18 protein-coding genes are annotated in these 16,804 nt (G+C 63.9%); 8 read left to right on the top strand and 10 right to left on the bottom strand.

The features are described 5' to 3' along the window. The first annotated feature begins 14 nt into the window (after positions 1-14). Positions 15-830 carry an SURF1 family protein gene (locus tag Q0877_RS01325; RefSeq protein ID WP_299165264.1) on the top strand — a complete coding sequence of 272 codons (816 nt, stop codon included), beginning with the start codon at positions 15-17 and terminating at the stop codon, positions 828-830. Here the strand turns inward: Q0877_RS01325 and Q0877_RS01320 are convergent. Next, entirely contained in the window at positions 827-2,425 is a 1,599-nt protein-coding gene (locus tag Q0877_RS01320) for an ABC-F family ATP-binding cassette domain-containing protein (protein WP_299165212.1), read from the bottom strand. The genes Q0877_RS01325 and Q0877_RS01320 overlap by 4 nt on opposite strands. A 140-nt stretch (positions 2,426-2,565) precedes the next feature. On the opposite strand from Q0877_RS01320, the gene Q0877_RS01315 reads away from it, so the two are divergent. From Q0877_RS01315 to Q0877_RS01305, 3 genes are read left to right on the top strand one after another with little or no spacing between them, the layout of a single operon-like run. After that, the gene (locus tag Q0877_RS01315) at positions 2,566-3,210 is read left to right on the top strand and encodes a biotin transporter BioY (protein WP_299165211.1); all 645 of its coding nucleotides are present in this window, start codon (positions 2,566-2,568) and stop codon (positions 3,208-3,210) included. Positions 3,211-3,217: 7 nt separating this feature from the next. After that, complete coding sequence (locus Q0877_RS01310) at positions 3,218-3,928, top strand: energy-coupling factor ABC transporter ATP-binding protein (RefSeq protein WP_299165209.1); 711 nt, start codon at positions 3,218-3,220, stop codon at positions 3,926-3,928. Then, positions 3,925-4,566 (top strand): energy-coupling factor transporter transmembrane protein EcfT, encoded by a 642-nt coding sequence (locus Q0877_RS01305; RefSeq protein ID WP_299165208.1) that lies wholly within the window; start codon positions 3,925-3,927, stop codon positions 4,564-4,566. The genes Q0877_RS01310 and Q0877_RS01305 overlap by 4 nt, the downstream gene beginning before the upstream one ends. Positions 4,567-4,571: 5 nt before the next feature. Here the strand turns inward: Q0877_RS01305 and Q0877_RS01300 are convergent, their stop codons facing one another. Together Q0877_RS01300 and Q0877_RS01295 are read right to left on the bottom strand one after the other, a co-directional pair. Next, a complete protein-coding gene (locus Q0877_RS01300) occupies positions 4,572-5,759 on the bottom strand; it encodes a thiolase family protein (RefSeq protein WP_299165207.1) in 1,188 nt (395 codons plus the stop codon). Then, entirely contained in the window at positions 5,737-7,164 is a 1,428-nt protein-coding gene (locus Q0877_RS01295) for a class I adenylate-forming enzyme family protein (RefSeq protein WP_299165206.1), read from the bottom strand. Before Q0877_RS01295 ends, Q0877_RS01300 begins: the two co-directional genes overlap by 23 nt. A gap of 109 nt (positions 7,165-7,273) precedes the next feature. Here Q0877_RS01295 and Q0877_RS01290 point away from each other — a divergent pair, with 109 nt between their 5' ends. Next, positions 7,274-7,813: an O-acetyl-ADP-ribose deacetylase gene (locus Q0877_RS01290; protein ID WP_299165205.1), complete on the top strand. Its 540-nt coding sequence runs from the start codon at positions 7,274-7,276 to the stop codon at positions 7,811-7,813. Positions 7,814-7,876: 63 nt separating this feature from the next. Here the strand turns inward: Q0877_RS01290 and Q0877_RS01285 are convergent, their stop codons facing one another. The 6 genes from Q0877_RS01285 to Q0877_RS01260 form a co-directional block, all read right to left on the bottom strand. Then, positions 7,877-8,206 (bottom strand): metal-sulfur cluster assembly factor, encoded by a 330-nt coding sequence (locus Q0877_RS01285; protein ID WP_026543625.1) that lies wholly within the window; start codon positions 8,204-8,206, stop codon positions 7,877-7,879. 31 nt (positions 8,207-8,237) lie between these two features. Then, the gene (sufC, locus tag Q0877_RS01280) at positions 8,238-9,011 is read right to left on the bottom strand and encodes a Fe-S cluster assembly ATPase SufC (RefSeq protein WP_299165203.1); all 774 of its coding nucleotides are present in this window, start codon (positions 9,009-9,011) and stop codon (positions 8,238-8,240) included. 72 nt (positions 9,012-9,083) lie between these two features. Next, complete coding sequence (locus Q0877_RS01275) at positions 9,084-9,461, bottom strand: non-heme iron oxygenase ferredoxin subunit (protein ID WP_299165202.1); 378 nt, start codon at positions 9,459-9,461, stop codon at positions 9,084-9,086. Continuing rightward, positions 9,461-10,741 (bottom strand): Fe-S cluster assembly protein SufD, encoded by a 1,281-nt coding sequence (sufD, locus tag Q0877_RS01270; protein ID WP_299165201.1) that lies wholly within the window; start codon positions 10,739-10,741, stop codon positions 9,461-9,463. The genes Q0877_RS01275 and sufD overlap by 1 nt, the downstream gene beginning before the upstream one ends. Beyond that, entirely contained in the window at positions 10,741-12,216 is a 1,476-nt protein-coding gene (sufB, locus tag Q0877_RS01265) for a Fe-S cluster assembly protein SufB (RefSeq protein WP_299165200.1), read from the bottom strand. The genes sufD and sufB overlap by 1 nt, the downstream gene beginning before the upstream one ends. Next, positions 12,216-13,052: a metalloregulator ArsR/SmtB family transcription factor gene (locus Q0877_RS01260; RefSeq protein ID WP_299165199.1), complete on the bottom strand. Its 837-nt coding sequence runs from the start codon at positions 13,050-13,052 to the stop codon at positions 12,216-12,218. Before Q0877_RS01260 ends, sufB begins: the two co-directional genes overlap by 1 nt. Before the next feature lie 177 nt (positions 13,053-13,229). On the opposite strand from Q0877_RS01260, the gene Q0877_RS01255 reads away from it, so the two are divergent. From Q0877_RS01255 to Q0877_RS01245, 3 genes are read left to right on the top strand one after another with little or no spacing between them, the layout of a single operon-like run. Beyond that, positions 13,230-14,177 (top strand): ABC transporter ATP-binding protein, encoded by a 948-nt coding sequence (locus Q0877_RS01255; RefSeq protein ID WP_299165198.1) that lies wholly within the window; start codon positions 13,230-13,232, stop codon positions 14,175-14,177. Then, positions 14,174-14,914, top strand: a complete 741-nt coding sequence (locus Q0877_RS01250; protein ID WP_299165197.1) for an ABC transporter permease — start codon at positions 14,174-14,176, stop codon at positions 14,912-14,914. The genes Q0877_RS01255 and Q0877_RS01250 overlap by 4 nt, the downstream gene beginning before the upstream one ends. Before the next feature lie 4 nt (positions 14,915-14,918). After that, positions 14,919-15,875 (top strand): heme A synthase, encoded by a 957-nt coding sequence (locus Q0877_RS01245; RefSeq protein ID WP_299165196.1) that lies wholly within the window; start codon positions 14,919-14,921, stop codon positions 15,873-15,875. A 3-nt stretch (positions 15,876-15,878) separates the two neighbouring features. Here Q0877_RS01245 and Q0877_RS01240 read toward each other — a convergent pair whose 3' ends face one another. Next, the gene (locus tag Q0877_RS01240; protein ID WP_299165195.1) at positions 15,879-16,784 is read right to left on the bottom strand and encodes a dihydrodipicolinate synthase family protein; all 906 of its coding nucleotides are present in this window, start codon (positions 16,782-16,784) and stop codon (positions 15,879-15,881) included. Between the last annotated feature and the right edge of the window lie 20 nt (positions 16,785-16,804).

Below are 16,804 nucleotides of genomic sequence, written 5' to 3'. Positions count from 1 at the left end.
GCGTCGTCGTGAACATACTGAAATACCTGGCGACACCCCGCTGGTTCGGCTGGTTGGCGCTCGTTCTGGTTCTCGCCGCGGCCTGTACCGCGCTGGGCATGTGGCAATTGGACCGGAGGAATCAGGCAGCCGCTACCGTGAACACAGTTCAAGCCAATTATGACCAGCGCCCAGTTCCCTACTCCCCTTCGCTCTTCGAGTCCTTCGACGGCACGATGGAATGGACACCGGTCACACTCATCGGGGAATACGATCATGCCAACCAGCGAATTGTCCGTAACCGGCCGCTGAACGGCCGCCCGGGTTACGAGGTTCTGGTTCCGCTCAAGCTTGCAGACGGCACCGCCGTCGTCATCAACCGCGGGTGGCTGCCGATCGGCAACGACCGCGCCGGCCGCCCCGATACTGTCCCGCCTGCTCCGGATGGTGAGGTGAGTGTCGTCGCACGTATCCGCCCGGCAGAGCCTGCCCTGGACCGGTCGGCGCCGTCAGGCCAGCTGGCGTCCATCGACCTGACGGCCTACCAAGCGCAGCTGGAGTACCCTATCGCGACCGCCGCCTACGGGCTGGTGGCTAGCGAAACGCCTTCTCCGGCAACAGCGCCGGTCCCTCCCGCCAAACCCGCCATCGACCTTGGACCGCACCTGTCCTACTCGATGCAGTGGTTTGCTTTCGGGGTGCTGCTGTTCGTCGGGCTCGGCTATGCAGCGCGGCAGCAGTACCGCATTGATCACGAGGACGAGGACGCTGAGCCGGTGCCTGCACGTGCACGACGGCGCCCCTCGGCTGAGGAGGAAGAGGACGCCATCCTCGACGCCCAGGGACGCTAGGCGAGCGTCACCAGTTCGAGGTACTCGTCGTTCCAGAGGTCCTCGACACCGTCAGGCAGCAGCACAACCCGCTCCGGGTTGAGCGCATCAACAGCTCCCTCGTCGTGGCTGACAAGAACGACCGCGCCGGAGTAGTTCCGCAGCGCTCCGAGGATCTCCGCACGGCTCGCCGGATCGAGGTTGTTGGTCGGCTCATCCAGCAGCAGCACGTTGGCCGACGATGCGACGATGGTTGCAAGGGCCAGGCGGGTCTTTTCACCACCGGAGAGAACTCCTGCCGGTTTGTCGACATCGTCGCCCGAGAAAAGGAATGACCCGAGGATTCCCCGGACCTCGGCGTCCCGCATGTCGGGCGCCGAGGAGCGCATGTTCTCGAGGACGGTGCGCTCGGTGTCGAGCGTTTCATGTTCCTGGGCGTAATAGCCGACCTTCAGTCCGTGACCGGGAACGATCTTTCCGGTATCCGGCCGGTCCACGCCTGCGAGCATGCGCAGCAGGGTGGTTTTACCCGCACCGTTCAGGCCGAGGATCACGACTTTCGAGCCGCGGTCGATGGCAAGGTCAACGTCCGTGAAGATCTCGAGCGATCCGTAAGACTTGCTGAGACCCTCCGCCGTCATGGGCGTGCGGCCGCACGGCGCGGGCTCGGGGAAACGCAGCGCCGCGACGCGGTCCGAGGCCCGCACTTCGTCCAGACCTGAGAGCATCCGCTCAGCGCGCTTGGCCATGTTCTGGGCAGCGACCGCCTTGGTGGCCTTGGCCCGCATCTTGTTGGCCTGGTCGATCAGCACCTGCGCCTTCTTTTCGGTGTTGGCCCGCTCCCGTTTCCGCGCGCGCTCATCGGTCTCGCGCTGCTGGACGTACCGCTTCCAGCCCATGTTGTACAGATCGATGGTGGACCGGTTGGCATCGAGGTGGAAGACCTTGTTCACTGTCGCCTCAAGCAGGTCGACGTCGTGGCTGATCACGATCAGCCCACCCTGGTGATTCTTCAGGAAGTCCCGCAGCCAGGTGATCGAATCCGCATCCAGGTGGTTGGTCGGTTCGTCCAGGAGCATGGTGTCCGCACCGGAGTAGAGGATCCGGGCGAGCTCCACGCGTCGGCGCTGGCCGCCGGAAAGAGTCTTCAGCGGCTGGTTGAGGATCCGCTCGGGGAGTGCGAGGTTCGACGAGATGGCGGCAGCCTCCGCCTCGGCGGCGTATCCGCCGTGAGCCAGGAACTCGGATTCCAGGCGGTCATAACGGGCCATGGCCTTGTCCCGGACCGTGGGATCATCGCTGGCCATCTGGTCCTGGGTGTCGCGGAGTTTACCCACAACCACGTCGAGGTTGCGGGCAGAGAGAATCCGGTCGCGTGCCAACTGTTCCATGTTGGGCGTACGCGGGTCCTGAGGCAGGTAGCCGATCTCTCCATTGCGGGTGACTGCGCCGGCCGCCGGGAGGCTCTCGCCCGCGAGCACGCGGGTCAGGGTGGTCTTGCCGGCACCGTTGCGCCCGACCAACCCGATCTTGTCTCCCCGGTCCACCCGGAAGGAGACCTGGTCCATCAGCAGCCTTGCGCCCGCGCGCAGCTCAAGATTCGACACGGTAATCACGGTGGCTGAACCTTTCCTGTTCCGGCGTCGCACGCCGGACGTCGTTTTTGTAGGAATCCTACAAAAGTGTTTGCTTCTCTCCGCACTAATCTCGGTAAGTAACAGCTCACCGTTGTGTAGATCTCACAGAAAGCTTCACGATGCAAAATACGAACCCGGCCACGCACTCCACACCCGCCGCTACTTCGGCACGGGCTCGTTTTTCCTGGAATGCCACCGATCTTTCGCTGATCGCGGTCTTTGCAGCCGTTGTAGCCGTCAGTGCCATCCTACCCGCTATCCCGGTGGGTCAGGTGGGCGTGCCCATCACACTGCAGACCCTGGCCATCATGGTGACCGGAATCGTCCTCGGGCCTTGGCGGGGGGCAGCAGCGCTCAGCCTGTATGTCGCCGTCGCGCTTGCCGGCCTGCCGATCTTCAGCCAGTTCCGTGGCGGCATCGGCGTCCTCTTCGGCCCGTCTGCCGGCTACATTATTGCCTTTCCGGTCGTAGCCTTCGTTGTCGGGTTCCTCGCGCGGATTGTCTTCCGCCGGATCAACCGCTTCCGCTTCCTTGCGCTGTTCGGTGCGTGCACCATCTCCAGCCTCCTGATTACGCACCCCTTCGGGATCATCGGCATGATGCTCACTGCGAAGCTGGATCTTGCTGCTGCCATTGCGGCCGACGTCGTATTCCTCCCGGGAGACATCCTGAAGAACCTTGCCGCTGCCGCGATCGGGCTCAGCGTGGTCAAGGCCTTCCCCCGCCTCCAATCCCGTCCGGGCAGCCGCCTGGTCCGGGGATGATTCCGCGATGATTCAGTTCGACGGCGCAGCAGTGCAGGCTGAACATCCTGCACCTCGGCAGATTCTGGCGCCGCTGCACCTGTCCCTGGTCGAAAAACGTATCAGCGTCATCGGCGCGAACGGCTCAGGCAAGTCCACCCTGCTCAAGCTGATCAACTCGCTGGTGCTGCCGACCTCCGGCCGGGTACTCGTTGACGGCCTCGACACCTCGGCCAGGGGCTCCGCCGTCCGACGCACCGTGGGCTTCATGTTCACGGACCCGCTTTCCCAGCTGGTAATGCCTACAGGCCGGGAGGACGTCGAGTTGTCCCTGCGACGCCGCTACCGAAACCGGGAGGAACGGCGTGCGGCGGGTGAGCGGGTTCTTGACCGGTTCGGTCTCGGTCCGCTGGCGGATCAAAGCGTGTATGACCTTTCGGGCGGCGAACGTCAACTCCTTGCCCTTGCGACAGTGCTGGCGTGCGATCCGAAGATCCTCGTTGCAGATGAACCGACCACTCTCCTCGACCTTCGGAACGAAGGGCGGGTGCGTAGCCTGTTCAGGGGCCTCGGCCAGCAGGTAGTTTTCACCACCCACTCCCTGGACTTTGCTCTCGAAGCGGACCGCACGCTGGTGGTGGACTCGGGCAGGGTAGTGTTCGACGGCGCACCTGCCGACGCCGTAGTGGCCTACCGGGAGCTCAGCCTGCATGACACGGGCGCAGCAGGTTCTCTGTGAGGGGCCACGCAAGCTTGCTCGGTGCCTACATTGAGCGGGATTCGATGCTGCATGCTGCCCCACTGGTCGCGAAGTTCATCCCGGTAGCTGCACTGTCCGTGCTGGTTCTGGCCCTGAATTCGGCGTGGGCGACCCTCGCCGCAGCTGGTCTGGTGTCCCTGGCCTACCTGGTCGGCGCCCGTCTGACCGTCCGCGAGCTGGTACAGCCCCTGACGCGGATGTGGCCGCTCATCCTGATCCTCGGCGCATTCCAGTGGTTCAACGCAGGACCGCTGACGGCTTTCATCGTCGTCGGGAACATCGTGGTCTGTGTGCTGGCCGCACTGCTTGTGACCCTGACTACCGAGAGCCAGCGCCTCCTCGATGGCCTTGTCTCTCTCGCCCGTCCATTGCGTCCGCTTGGTGCGGACCCTGATCGGTTAGGCCTGACCGTTGCGCTAATGCTGCGGAGCATTCCCTATTTGGTTGGGGCTGCGGAGGATTCCCGCGACGCCGCCCGTGCCCGTGGCCTTGAACGCAATGTGCGGGCCCTCATTCTTCCGGTCTTCATCGGTGCTGTCGCCTATGCGCACCAGACGGGTGAGGCTCTGGCTGCCCGCGGACTCATGGATGCAGAGAACGACGCCGACGCGTCATGAGTTCACTACAGCATGGCCGGGCGGAAAGCTGCTGCCGTCCCGACGCCGCCGGCAGCGCTGACTGCCGCGACTGACCAGCCGTCGTCGCGCCCATGTGCGCCCGGTATGGTGACCTGCCGGAGCAGGTTGGCCACGAGCATCGCCCCGGAGGCCCCGTAAGGGTGACCATAGGTCAGGGCCCCGCCGTGCAGGTTCAGTTTGCCGGGATCGACACCAATCAGTTGCGCGGAGGCGAGCACCTGAGCGGCAAAGGCCTCGTTGTACTCCCAGCTGGAGACAGCATCCGGGCCCAGGCGCAGGCGCTGCAGGAGCTGCCGCACAGCGTACGCGCCTGCAGTCCCGAACATGGCAGGCGGCCCGCCAGCGGAAACGGAGTCATGAAATTCAAGCACCGTACCGAAGCCTGCTTTCCTTGCACGTTCGATGCTCGTGACGACCGCGATGACCGCGCCGTCTGCGTCAGCACAGGAGTTGCCCGCTGTCACGCTTCCGCCTGCCTTGAACGCCGCCGGAAACCGCGACAAAAGAGCGGCTGTCATTCCACGGCGCGGTGTCTCGTCACTGTCACAACCCGCAAGGGGGACTATTTCCGCAGCCATCCCATCGAGCGATGCCATGGTACGGGTGTAGCTGAGCAGCGCATACCGGTCCTGCTGCTCGCGCCCGATACCGAAAGAGGAAGCGACGTTTTCGGCCGCCTCGCCGGCGTCGGGATCACCGTAGGCGTCGGGCGCAAACCGTACGCGGGAGTAGAAGTCGGGCGCTCCGGGCAACGAGGTGAGCCGATGCGCACGCAGTGGTGCGGTGCTGCAGCTCTCGACTCCCCCGGCGATGAACCAGCTGCCGGCTCCCGACTCCACCAATCTGCAGGCAAGCACGATCGCCTCCAGTCCGGAGGCGCACTGACGGTCGATGGTGAGGCCGGGCACTGCGGCCGGCAACCCCGCCGTGAGCGCCGCAAGGCGCGCCACGTTACCTCCTCCACCCGTGGCGTTGCCGATGATGACGTCGTCGATATCCTCCGCGGCCAGGCGCGCATCCTCCTGCGCTGCAGGCAGGACAGCAGCGAGCAGGTCATGAGCCTCGATCGTTGAGAATACTCCGCGGAGGCGTCCGAAGGGCGTGCGGCGGCAGAGGACGATTGCGGCGCGTCGTCCGGCCGGCCGGCCCTCAGCAAAAAGGTTCAATGACACCACCACCGCCCCCTGCCCGGACCGCTGCTTCCAGCGCCATCCGATCCGGTTTCCCGGCCGCGGTCAACGGCAGGCAGACGGTCCGGAACAGCCGTTGCGGCACCTTCACCGCCGGCAGGAGCTGCTTCAGCCGGAACCGCAGTCCAACCGCATCAAGAACAGTTTCCGGCGGCGCCTCAATCACCGCGGCGAGGACGTATCCCCGGTGCACATCCGGAATTCCCAGTACGACGGCTGCTGGATAACCCGCCCGCGCCAGTATTGTTTCGATTTCTGAGGGATAGACGTTGGTGCCTGCGACCACCACCATGTCGCCGTGGCGGCCGGTGAGGTGGAGCGCACCGTCGTCGTCAATCCAGCCCCGGTCCTGGACAGTAACCCAGTTCCCGTGCCGCTGGAAAGCGCGGCCGTCGTCACCGAAAAGGTATCCCTCGATGGCTGTATCGGTTAGAACCTGGATGGTGCCCGTCCCGCCGGGCTTGTTTGTCAAGTCGTCGGCATCGATGCGGATTTCGACCCCTGGAAACGGATGACCGACGTCGTCGCCGGCGGCACCGTCCGCGCGGCGCACGGTGACCAGGCTCAGCTCCGAAGCACCGTAATACTCGAAGACCCGGGCCGCTGGGGCCCGGCGCCGAATAATCGCTGTTTCCGCTGCGGACAGTTTGGATCCGCCGGACACGACGGTGCGCAGGTAGGGCAGCTCCCCCAGGAGGCGTCCCAGCGCGAGGCGCAAAGCGGACGGGACGCCGATGAAATGTTCGATCCGTTCGGAGCGGAGGACCTGCGCCATGGCCGGTCCCCTCGCCATTGGCGTGCCGGGCGGCGCTGAGTGGAAGGTGGCCCCGGAGTAGAGGCTTTCGGCCAGCGCATAGAGGGTCAGGCTTGCTGCCAGTGGGCCCGGGGCGAAAACACGCAGGCCGGGAGTCAGGCCGAACCAGTCGACGCTGCGCTCCAGCGACTTTGACCAGGACCCGACAGTGCGTACGAACCCTTTCGGTACCCCCGACGTCCCGGAGGTGAAGCCGCAGTAGAAGCGGGCGTCGGCGGGCGCGTCCGAGAGTGCTGTCCCGGCCACGTATGCGCCGGCTGATGTCTGGGCCAAACGTGTTGATGTGAGCACGGCATCGGGCTCAAGTGCGTCCAGGATCCGGTACTGCAGGTCATTCGGCCAGCCGGAATCGAGGACGGCAGCGCACCTGCCGCGGCCGACAACCGCTGTGAAGGCGACTACAAAATCCGCTGGATGATCGATGAGCAGACCGATCATTTCGCCCGCCGGCAGTTGCAGGCGGGCCGCGCGGTCGGCCAACTCGCCATAGGTGATTCGGATGTCGCCGACGACGACGGCGTCACGGTCCGGTTCAGTTCGGGCCCAATGCAGCAGGCGGTCGATGAAGGGCATGGGTAGGGCGCTTCCCTCTTCTGGCGGTCCGGCAAACGTTAGTACATTGTGTGCACACGTAAGACCGTCAGAGCGCTTCATTGCGTCAGTTCATGAAAGGTGGGTCTCGGTGCAGTCAGTAGACGTTCGGATCATCCAGGGTGACATCACGACCCAGGAGGTGGACGCCGTCGTCAATGCGGCCAATTCAGCGCTGCTTGGCGGTGGCGGAGTGGACGGCGCGATTCACGCGGCAGCGGGCCCGGAACTTCTCGTGGCCTGCAGGGCGATCCGGGCGGACTCGCTGCACGACGGGCTGCCCGTGGGACAGGCGGTCGCGACCCCGGGCTTTCAGCTTCCCGCCCGTTGGATTATTCACACGGTCGGCCCGAACCGTCATGCGGGGCAGACAGACCCGGCGCTCCTTGAATCGTGCTTCCGGCGCAGCCTCGAGGTCGCCGACGATCTTCAAGCGCGCTCTGTTGCTTTTCCTGCCATCAGCGCCGGCATCTATGGCTGGGATCCGGAAGCAGTGGCCCGGATTGCTTTCAGGACCATTGCGGAGTTCGACGGCGGCGTCCGGGAAGTCAGGTTCGTGCTGTTTTCGGAGAGGGTCGCCGGTGTGTTCCGACAAGTCGACCGGTTAACTCGATCGAGCCAGCAGGAATGACTGTGAATGCTCGTCAATCCTGCTGACTCGATGCTGGTTTTGGTATCTCCTGCCGAGGAGTCCCTAGATGTTGAAGCCGAGCGCCCGCATCTGGTCACGGCCGTCCTCGGTGATCCGCTCCGGACCCCATGGCGGCATCCACACCCAGTTCAGCCTCCAGTCGTCGACTACCCCGTCAAGCGCCTGTCCGACCTGCTCCTCGATTACATCGGTGAGCGGGCAGGCAGCGGTGGTGAGGGTCATGTCGATGAGCAGGGCACCGTCGTCGGCGTACTTCAACCCGTACAGCAGGCCGAGGTCAACGATGTTGACGCCGAGCTCAGGGTCAATGACGTCCTTCAACGACTCTTCGACGTCTTCAAGGGATGTCTGTGCTGCATTCACATCGCTCATTTGCCAGGAGCCTTTCTCTGGGAGGCAGGTGTTAGGCGCCGGTGGTGGCAGTACCGGGAACAAGGAAGCGGTCGTAGCCCTCTTCCTCCAGGCGGTCGGCAAGCTCGTGGCCGCCCTGCTCGGCGATCCTGCCGTCCACGAAGACGTGTACGAAGTCCGGCTTGATGTACCGGAGGATGCGGGTGTAGTGGGTGATGAGCAGCGTGCCCATCTCACCCTTGCCGTGCTCGCGGTTGACGCCCTCGGAAACCACCTTCAACGCATCGACGTCCAGGCCCGAGTCGGTTTCATCGAGGATGGCGAACTTCGGCTTGAACAGTTCGAGCTGAAGGATCTCAACACGCTTCTTCTCGCCGCCGGAGAAGCCCTCGTTGACGTTGCGCTGTGCGAAGTCGGCGTCGATGCGCAGTTGCGTCATCGCTTCCTTGACATCCTTCGTCCAGTGCCGGAGGCTCGGGGCTTCGCCGTCGAGCGCCGTCTTGGCGGTACGCAAAAAGTTCGTCATGGTTACGCCGGGAACCTCGACGGGATACTGCATGGCAAGGAAGAGACCGGCGCGGGCACGCTCGTCGACGCTCATCGCCAGCACGTCCTCGCCGTCGAGCGTGATTGAGCCGCTGTCCACGGTGTACCGGGGATGGCCGGCGATCGTGGAGGCAAGAGTGGATTTGCCCGAGCCGTTCGGGCCCATAATGGCGTGGGTTTCACCGGTGTTGATGGTCAGGCTGACGCCTTTGAGGATGGGCTTGGTGCCCTGCTCCGTCTCGATGCTGACGTGCAGATCCTTGATTTCAAGGGTGGACATCTGTGGGTTCTCCTTTGCATCCTGCATCGCAGGGTTGCTCAAATTGTCGAAAGTTCTAGCTGCGCGGACGTTCTAGCCGCGATCAGGCACGGCGGCGGAGTTGGTCACCGTGGTGATGTCCACATAGACCTCATCGCCGTGTATCTCGAGGGCGAACACCGGCACGGGTTCATAGGCGGGGAGCTGGAGCGGCATGCCGCTACGCAGATCGAACTGGGAACCGTGTCCCCAGCATTCGATCCTGCAACCCTCGATATCGCCCTCGGAAAGGGAGATATCGGCGTGCGAGCAGGTGTCGCCGATGGCGTGAATACCGCCGTCGGAATCCTTCACGATAGCTACCGGGTAATCATCGATCAGGATGCGCAGAGCCTGCTTGACCTCAATATCGTCGATGTTGCAGACGAGTTCGCCTTTCGGCGCCGTTCCATTCGTTGCTGCTTCAGTCATCAGTAGTTCCCTGCAGCCAGTTCGCGCTCCACGGCTTCCGTGAGGCGCTCTTCCAGTACCGGAACCTTGATCTGCTGGATGACCTCGTTGAGGAAGCCGCGAACCACGAGCCGCCGTGCGGTCTTCTCATCAATCCCGCGGGCCATCAGGTAGAACAGGTGCTCGTCGTCGAACCTGCCGGTGGCGCTGGCGTGGCCGGCACCTTCGATCAGGCCGGTCTCAATTTCGAGGTTCGGCACCGAGTCTGACCGCGCTCCGTCAGTGAGTACAAGGTTGCGGTTGACCTCGTAAGTGTCGGTTCCTTCGGCTTCCTTGCGGATGAGGACATCGCCTACCCAGACGGTGTGGGCGTCCTTCCCCTGCAAGGCGCCCTTGTAGGTCACGCGGGATTTGCAGTTCGGCACGGCGTGGTCAACGAGCAGCCGCTGCTCGAGGTGCTGACCGGCATCCGCGAAGTAGAGGCCGTACATTTCAACCTCTGAGCCCGGTGCTGTGAAGAACGACGACGGGGTCAGGCGCACGAGGTCGCCGCCAAGGCTGACCACCACGTGCTTGAAGCGCGCGTCGCGGCCCAACTTTGCCTGCTGGGAGGAGACGTGGACGGCGTCGTCATCCCATTCCTGAACGCTCACCACGGTTAGTTCAGCGCCGTCGCCTACTACGATTTCGACGTTCTGGGCCAACACTGCGCTGCCGTGATGGTCAAGGACCACTACTGCCCGGGAAAACCGGCGCGCATCAATGATGATGTGCTGCGCGGCGACGGTGTTGTCAGTGCCCCGTACGCTCACGGTGACTTCGCAGTCAGCGACGGTTTCCTCCGGGATTGTCACCACGGTTGCTGTTGAGACAGCTTCCCAGGCGGCAGCCGAAACCCTGTCTTCCGGAACGGCGGCCGAGCCGAAACGAGAGTCAGTCCTGTCCACGGTTTCCACCTGGACATTGGATGCTCCCGTCACAGTAACGGTGGGGCCCTGGCCGGTCAGCGGCTTGCTGTCCAGCCCGCGGAGGCGCTTGAGCGGGGTGAACCGCCAGTCCTCTTCACGACCGGTCAGCGGTGCGAAATCAGCAAGGCGATAGGACTTGAGGCGCTCACCGCGGGAAGCCTCGGGCACAACCGGCTCGTCGCCGTGGCTGTGACGGCGTGCGCCATGCTGCTCGGTGCCGGTGTTCAGCGGGGAGAGATTTTCACCTTCCTCGGTGAAGCCATCGATGGCCACCTTTGCTTCGCTCGAGGGGCTTTCAGCAATTTCAGTGCTCAACTGTGAAGTTTCGGCCATTAGCCTACGGCTCCTTCCATCTGGAGTTCGATCAAGCGGTTCAGTTCGAGGGCGTACTCCATTGGGAGCTCCCGGGCAATCGGCTCGATGAATCCGCGCACGATCATCGCCATTGCCTCATCTTCGGGCATTCCTCGGGACATCAGGTAGAACAGCTGCTCTTCACTGACACGCGAAACCGTAGCCTCGTGACCCATTGTGACGTCGTCTTCCCGGATGTCCACATAGGGGTACGTATCTGACCGGGAGATAGTGTCCACCAGCAGGGCATCGCAACGGACGGTATTCGCCGAGTGCGATGCACCCTCACGGACCTGAACGAGCCCACGGTAAGCGGCTCGTCCGCCTCCTCGGGCAACCGACTTGGAGATGATCGACGACTTGGTGTTCGGCGCAATGTGGACCATTTTCGACCCGGTGTCCTGGTGCTGGCCCTCGCCCGCGAACGCGATCGAGAGTGTCTCGCCCTTGGCGTGCTCGCCGACCAGGTAGACGGCCGGGTACTTCATGGTGACCTTCGAACCGATGTTGCCGTCGATCCACTCCATGGTGGCGCCCTCATGCGCAATGGCACGCTTGGTCACGAGGTTGTAGACGTTATTGGACCAGTTCTGGATGGTCGTGTAGCGAACGCGCGCGTTCTTCTTCACAACGATCTCGACCACGGCAGAGTGCAGCGAGTCCGACGTGTAGATGGGCGCGGTGCAACCCTCGATGTAGTGAACGTAGGAGCCCTCGTCCGCGATGATCAACGTGCGCTCGAACTGGCCCATGTTCTCGGTGTTGATCCGGAAGTAGGCCTGCAGCGGAATCTCCACGTGGACGCCCGGCGGTACGTAGACAAAAGATCCACCGGACCATACCGCGGTGTTCAGCGAACCGAATTTGTTGTCGCCCACCGGTATCACAGAGCCGAAGTACTCCTCGAAGAACTCCGGGTGCTCGCGCAGGGCAGTGTCAGTGTCCATGAAGATGACACCCTGGCGCTCGAGTTCCTCATTGATCTGGTGGTACACGACCTCGGACTCGTACTGCGCCGCGACGCCCGCAACCAGACGGTTGCGCTCAGCTTCGGGGATGCCGAGCTTCTCGTACGTGTTCTTGATGTCCTCGGGCAGCTCTTCCCAGCTGGTTGCCTGCTTCTCGGTGGAACGGACGAAGTACTTGATGTTGTCGAAGTCAATACCCGACAGGTCAGCACCCCACGTCGGCATCGGCTTGCGGTCGAAGTACTTCAGACCCTTGAGCCGCATGTCGAGCATCCATTCGGGCTCGCCCTTCTTGGCGGAGATGTCACGAACGACATCCTCATTTAGACCGCGCCGGGCGTTTGCGCCGACGTCGTTCTTGTCGGCCCAGCCGTACTCGTAGGTTCCGATGCCCTGAAGCTCCGGGTTCCTCTCGAGGATGTCGCTGACCACTGAAGCGGGCACGGCGTCGGGAACCAATGCCTTCTGATCTGTCTGATCCGTCATCACGGCCTTCCTTGCTGATGTTTGGGGACGTTTGTTGCGTAGGTGTGCAGTGCCGGAGTGCGGCTGTCGGATAGTTCACTGCCGGTTCCGGAGCGCGCCACCCGGCCTATCGGTATGTGTGTAGTGCAGACGTGACCGCCTCCTGCCAATGTGGAGAGCCTGCGGACGTCGACGCCGAGTAGACGGGCGAACACTTCAGTCTCCTGCTCGCAGAAGTCCGGGAAGCTGGCTGCGAGCTCCTGGATGGGGCAGTGGCCCTGACAGAGTTGGACGCTCAGCATGGACGCGTTCGGTGCATTCCGGCCGATCTCCCGGGTGGAGCCGACGAAGCCGTCAGTGCTCAGTGCCTCGGCCAGCGCTGCGGCCTTGTCCTCAAGACGCTCGCCGGCTGACTCGATGATGGGGCGGTACCGCTCCTCCATGTCGGCGAACCTGCCGGCCGCAAACTGACGGACGGCGTCGGGCCCCGCCAGATCGCCAAGCTGGCCCAGCGCTGCCTGCGCTATATGCAGGTAATCGTTGCCGAGCCGGGTCTGGCCGCGCTGACTGAGAACGTAGCGGCGAGCCGGACGTCCGGCGCCCGGCGATCGGCTGCCCACTACTTTGACCTCGATCAGACCATCACGCGACAACGCGTCGAGGTGGCGGCGGACGGCCGCGGAGGTGTAACCCAGCCGGTCACCCAGTTCAGCCGCGCTCACGGGACCATGCTCAAGCACAGCGGAAAGGACCTTGTCTCTCGTCCGCTCGTCAACCGCGCGGCGCGAATCCGCATCGTCAGTTCCTTCGAACCCGCTGCTTACCCTGGCGTGGCCGGACGCGACTGAATGTGACAATGCCTGGCCTCCTCAAGGTGCGCTGGGAACAGGCCGGAATGACCCAACCAATTAAGACAACATAACCGTGTCCTAATGTATTCCAGATCGCTACCCGCCTCCAGTAAGGCGAGGCTACCTACCAGGGTGCCGGGGAGAGGTAGGCGAAGCAGTTACTACGTGACGTAGAATTATGCGGTGCGTTCCTCCTCTCCCGCCGTCGAAGTGAGCGGGCTCGTCAAGGACTTCGGCCCGGTCTCCTCCCTTGACGGCAAGAAGATCCGTGTGCTCGACGGCGTCAGCCTCTGCGCTGAAAAAGGACAGGTCACCGCGCTGCTGGGCGCGAATGGAGCAGGCAAGACCACTACGCTTGAATGCGCGCAAGGCCTCCAAAAGGCCAGCGCGGGCAGCGTCCGCCTCCTCGGAGAGGACCCGTGGCGGGCCGGCGCCGACTTGCGCAGCCGCGTCGGGATCATGCTGCAGGAGGGCGGATTGCCGCCGGCAGTCCGCCCCGTACCCCTGCTGAGGCATGTCGCAGGCATGTTCGCGTCGCCCCTGAAGGTGGACGACCTGGCCGGCAGGCTCGGAATCGACTCGTTCGCCCGGACCTCGGTGAGGCGGCTTTCCGGCGGGCAGAAGCAGCGTCTGGCTCTGGCCTGCGCCCTCGTGGGGGATCCGGAAGTACTCTTTCTCGATGAACCAAGCGCAGGGCTCGACCCGCAGTCCCGGAACATCGTTTTCGAGCTGATCAGTGAGCTCCGTACCGAGGGAATGGCAATCATCCTGACCACCCACCTCCTCGACGACGCCCAGAAGCTCGCCGACTACGTATACATCCTTGACCAGGGCCGGACGGTCAGGCAGGGCACCGTTCCGGAACTCACTGCTCACGCCGCGGACGCGACACGGGAGCTTCAGTTTGAGGCGCGGGCGGGCCTTACCCTGCCATTCGCGCGTGTTCCACATCTCCAATTGACCGAAAGATCGCCCGGACACTACGGGGTCAGCGGTGCGCTCACACCGAAAGACCTCGCCGTCCTCGCGGCCTGGTGGGAGGAAGAGGGAGTTCTGCCGGCTTCGCTTTCCCTGACTTCCCGCTCACTCGAGGACGTTTTCCTTGACATTTCCGGACGGGGCATCCGATGACCGCATCCCCTCTGCCCGTGCGTGTCCTGCAGCACGGCAGGTATGAGACCGTTGCCATGCTCCGCAACGGCGAACAGCTTGTCCTTGCCATTGTGCTGCCGCTTCTTGCCCTCACCGCGATCGCTTTCACACCCTTCTTCGATGTCCTCGAAGTGCCGCGGCTTGAAGCTGGAACCCCCGGTGTGATTGCGCTGTGTGTACTCTCCACAGCCTTCACCGGGCAAGGCATCGCCACAGGATTCGACCGCCGGTACGGCGTGCTTCGGTTCCTCTCCACCACGCCGCTTGGGCGTAGCGGACTCATCCTCGGCAAGGTTCTCGCTGTTGGTGCGGTGCTTGGTATCCAGGTCACGGTCATCTGCACGACGGCGATCCTCTTCGGGTGGCAGCTTCCGCTCGGCGGGCTTGTTCCAGCGCTTGCGATGCTGGTCCCGGGAATCGCAGCGTTTACTGCCCTGGGCCTGCTTATCGCCGGCACCCTCCGGCCGGAAGCCACCCTCGCGGTAACGAACCTGGTATGGGTGCTCCTTGCCGCAGTCGGAGGCATAATCATTCCCCGCAGCAGCCTCCCGGAAGCCATCCAGCCCATCATTGCGCTGTTGCCGTCCGCTGCGCTCGGAGACGGGCTGCGCGCGGCCCTGACCTCGGGCGCATTCGATCTCCCGTCCTTCGCGCTGCTCTGCGGCTGGGCCGCCGTCGTAGGAGTGGCCGCCGTCCGCTGGTTCAAATGGAGTTAGGAACATGACTCAGCTCTCCCCCATTCGCATGGCCGATCGCCTGCCCCGGACGGTAACACCGTCAGTCCGCATGCTCGCCCTTGCCTCGCTCATCTCCCAGATCCTCATCGTCGTCACCGGCGGGGCAGTGCGCCTGACCGCGTCAGGTCTCGGCTGCCCCGAGTGGCCCCGATGCACCGCCGACTCCATGGTCACCACAGCGGAGATGGGCATTCATGGCGTGATCGAGTTCGGCAACCGTCTTCTCACGTTCGTGCTCACCGCGATAGCTGTTGCCATGCTGGTTTCGCTCTGGAACATGCGGAAGACACGCCGCGATCTCTTTGTACCCGCCGTCGTCCTCCTCGCAGGCATACCGGCGCAGGCGGTGGTGGGCGGGATCACCGTCCTGACCCAGCTCAATCCCTGGGTGGTCGGCTGGCACTTCATCATCTCGATGATTCTCATCGCGGTGGCGACAGTGCTGGTGAACCGGACGCGGCTCTCCGCCGCGGAAGCCGCTGCCGAAACCCAACCGCGTGCAGCGCGCATCCTCCGGCAGCTGCTTGTCATTGCCGCAGTGCTGGTGACAATCGCGGTGCTGCTCGGCGTCGTCGTCACCGGGTCCGGCCCGCATGCGGGAGACGCGGGCGCGGCACGGAACAATCTCAATCCGGACCTGATGACCCGTATCCATGCAGCGCCGGTATACCTGCTCGTGCTGACGGTACTGGTCCTGGTGGTTGCCGCCTATCGCCTGAACGTTGCGCAGCGGCTGCGCGGCGCGCTGGTCATGCTCACTGTCGTTGTCTTCGCCCAGGGCGCGATCGGCTACCTCCAACACTTCCTCCACCTCCCCGTGGCTCTGGTTGCGCTGCACATGCTGGGCGCCTCCGTGCTCACTGCGGCGATGGCGCATGCGCTTTACGTCGGGTTCACGCGGCGGAGGGTCGATTCCGTGACGAGGACGAGCGGGAAGTAAGCTTCAGCGCGAAACGCTGTCCTCGGCGCCGTCGAAGGCCTCGGCGAGCCGTGCCAGTTCCCGCTGGTCGCTACCGGCGATCGGGAGCAGCGGGCGGCGGGGATCTCCCGCGTCCACCCCGCACGCCCTGCCCAGAGCGTGCAGGCCACTGAGTTTGCGAAGCCGGTTCACCAGCTGGACCACAGGCACCAACCGGGACCGCTCCGCGGCAATCCGCTCGGCGTCGCCGTCCAACACCGCCGCCCTGAAGGCCAGATAACTGGCCGGAAGCAGAGCGGCAAGGCCCGTGTGCCAGGCATCCGCCGCAACCTCTCCGGTAGCGATGAGCGGATCCCCACTTGCTCCATGGCTGATCGGGCGTTCGAGGACACTGCGGAGCCGCACAGCGCGTTCAGTGAATTCGGCGGGAGTGGTGGCAGTGTCCTTGAAGGCAGCAAGCGTCGGCACATGCGCCAGGCGGCCCACGAGCTCCACGTCAATGGAGAACTGCGTGGTCGATGGATTGTTGTAGAGGCAGATGGGCAGCGTGGTTGCGGAGGCAACCTCTTCCACCAGGGCTATAAGCTCCTCATCCGTCAGGGGCAGGTAAGACACCGGCGACAGAACCACGCCGTCAGCGCCCATCCGTTCGGCTACGCGGGCCCCCGAAACCACCTCGCGTGTAGCGACGGCGCTGATGCCCACCGCAACCGGTAATCGCCCGGCAGCAGCCTCGACGGCGCAGGCGAGCACCTGCTTCCGTTCGTCCGCATCGAGATAGGCAAAGCTGCCGGATGAGCCCAGAACAGTGACTGAGTCAACCCCGGACAGCGCCAGACGATCGACCAGCAATGCAAGCTCCGCTGCGTTGACTCCTCCATCATCAGCGAAAGGGGTCAGGGGGTAGGCAACGACTCCGGTGAAAACCATTCCACCATCCTAGGCGGGAA

This window comes from uncultured Arthrobacter sp. (assembly GCF_947495145.1).
Classification (GTDB): domain Bacteria; phylum Actinomycetota; class Actinomycetes; order Actinomycetales; family Micrococcaceae; genus Arthrobacter_D.
This window is presented reverse-complemented; position numbering and strand designations above follow the sequence as displayed.

What these genes read in the sequence shown, in the direction of transcription:
- Q0877_RS01245 (WP_299165196.1), top strand. Translation starts at nt 14,919, where the DNA reads ATGACTCAGCTCTCCCCCATTCGCATGGCCGATCGCCTGCCCCGGACG.
- Q0877_RS01295 (WP_299165206.1), bottom strand. Translation starts at nt 7,164, where the DNA reads ATGCCCTTCATCGACCGCCTGCTGCATTGGGCCCGAACTGAACCGGAC.
- Q0877_RS01315 (WP_299165211.1), top strand. Translation starts at nt 2,566, where the DNA reads ATGCAAAATACGAACCCGGCCACGCACTCCACACCCGCCGCTACTTCG.
- Q0877_RS01310 (WP_299165209.1), top strand. Translation starts at nt 3,218, where the DNA reads ATGATTCAGTTCGACGGCGCAGCAGTGCAGGCTGAACATCCTGCACCT.
- sufC (WP_299165203.1), bottom strand. Translation starts at nt 9,011, where the DNA reads ATGTCCACCCTTGAAATCAAGGATCTGCACGTCAGCATCGAGACGGAG.
- Q0877_RS01285 (WP_026543625.1), bottom strand. Translation starts at nt 8,206, where the DNA reads ATGAGCGATGTGAATGCAGCACAGACATCCCTTGAAGACGTCGAAGAG.
- sufD (WP_299165201.1), bottom strand. Translation starts at nt 10,741, where the DNA reads ATGGCCGAAACTTCACAGTTGAGCACTGAAATTGCTGAAAGCCCCTCG.
- sufB (WP_299165200.1), bottom strand. Translation starts at nt 12,216, where the DNA reads ATGACGGATCAGACAGATCAGAAGGCATTGGTTCCCGACGCCGTGCCC.
- Q0877_RS01250 (WP_299165197.1), top strand. Translation starts at nt 14,174, where the DNA reads ATGACCGCATCCCCTCTGCCCGTGCGTGTCCTGCAGCACGGCAGGTAT.
- Q0877_RS01240 (WP_299165195.1), bottom strand. Translation starts at nt 16,784, where the DNA reads ATGGTTTTCACCGGAGTCGTTGCCTACCCCCTGACCCCTTTCGCTGAT.
- Q0877_RS01275 (WP_299165202.1), bottom strand. Translation starts at nt 9,461, where the DNA reads ATGACTGAAGCAGCAACGAATGGAACGGCGCCGAAAGGCGAACTCGTC.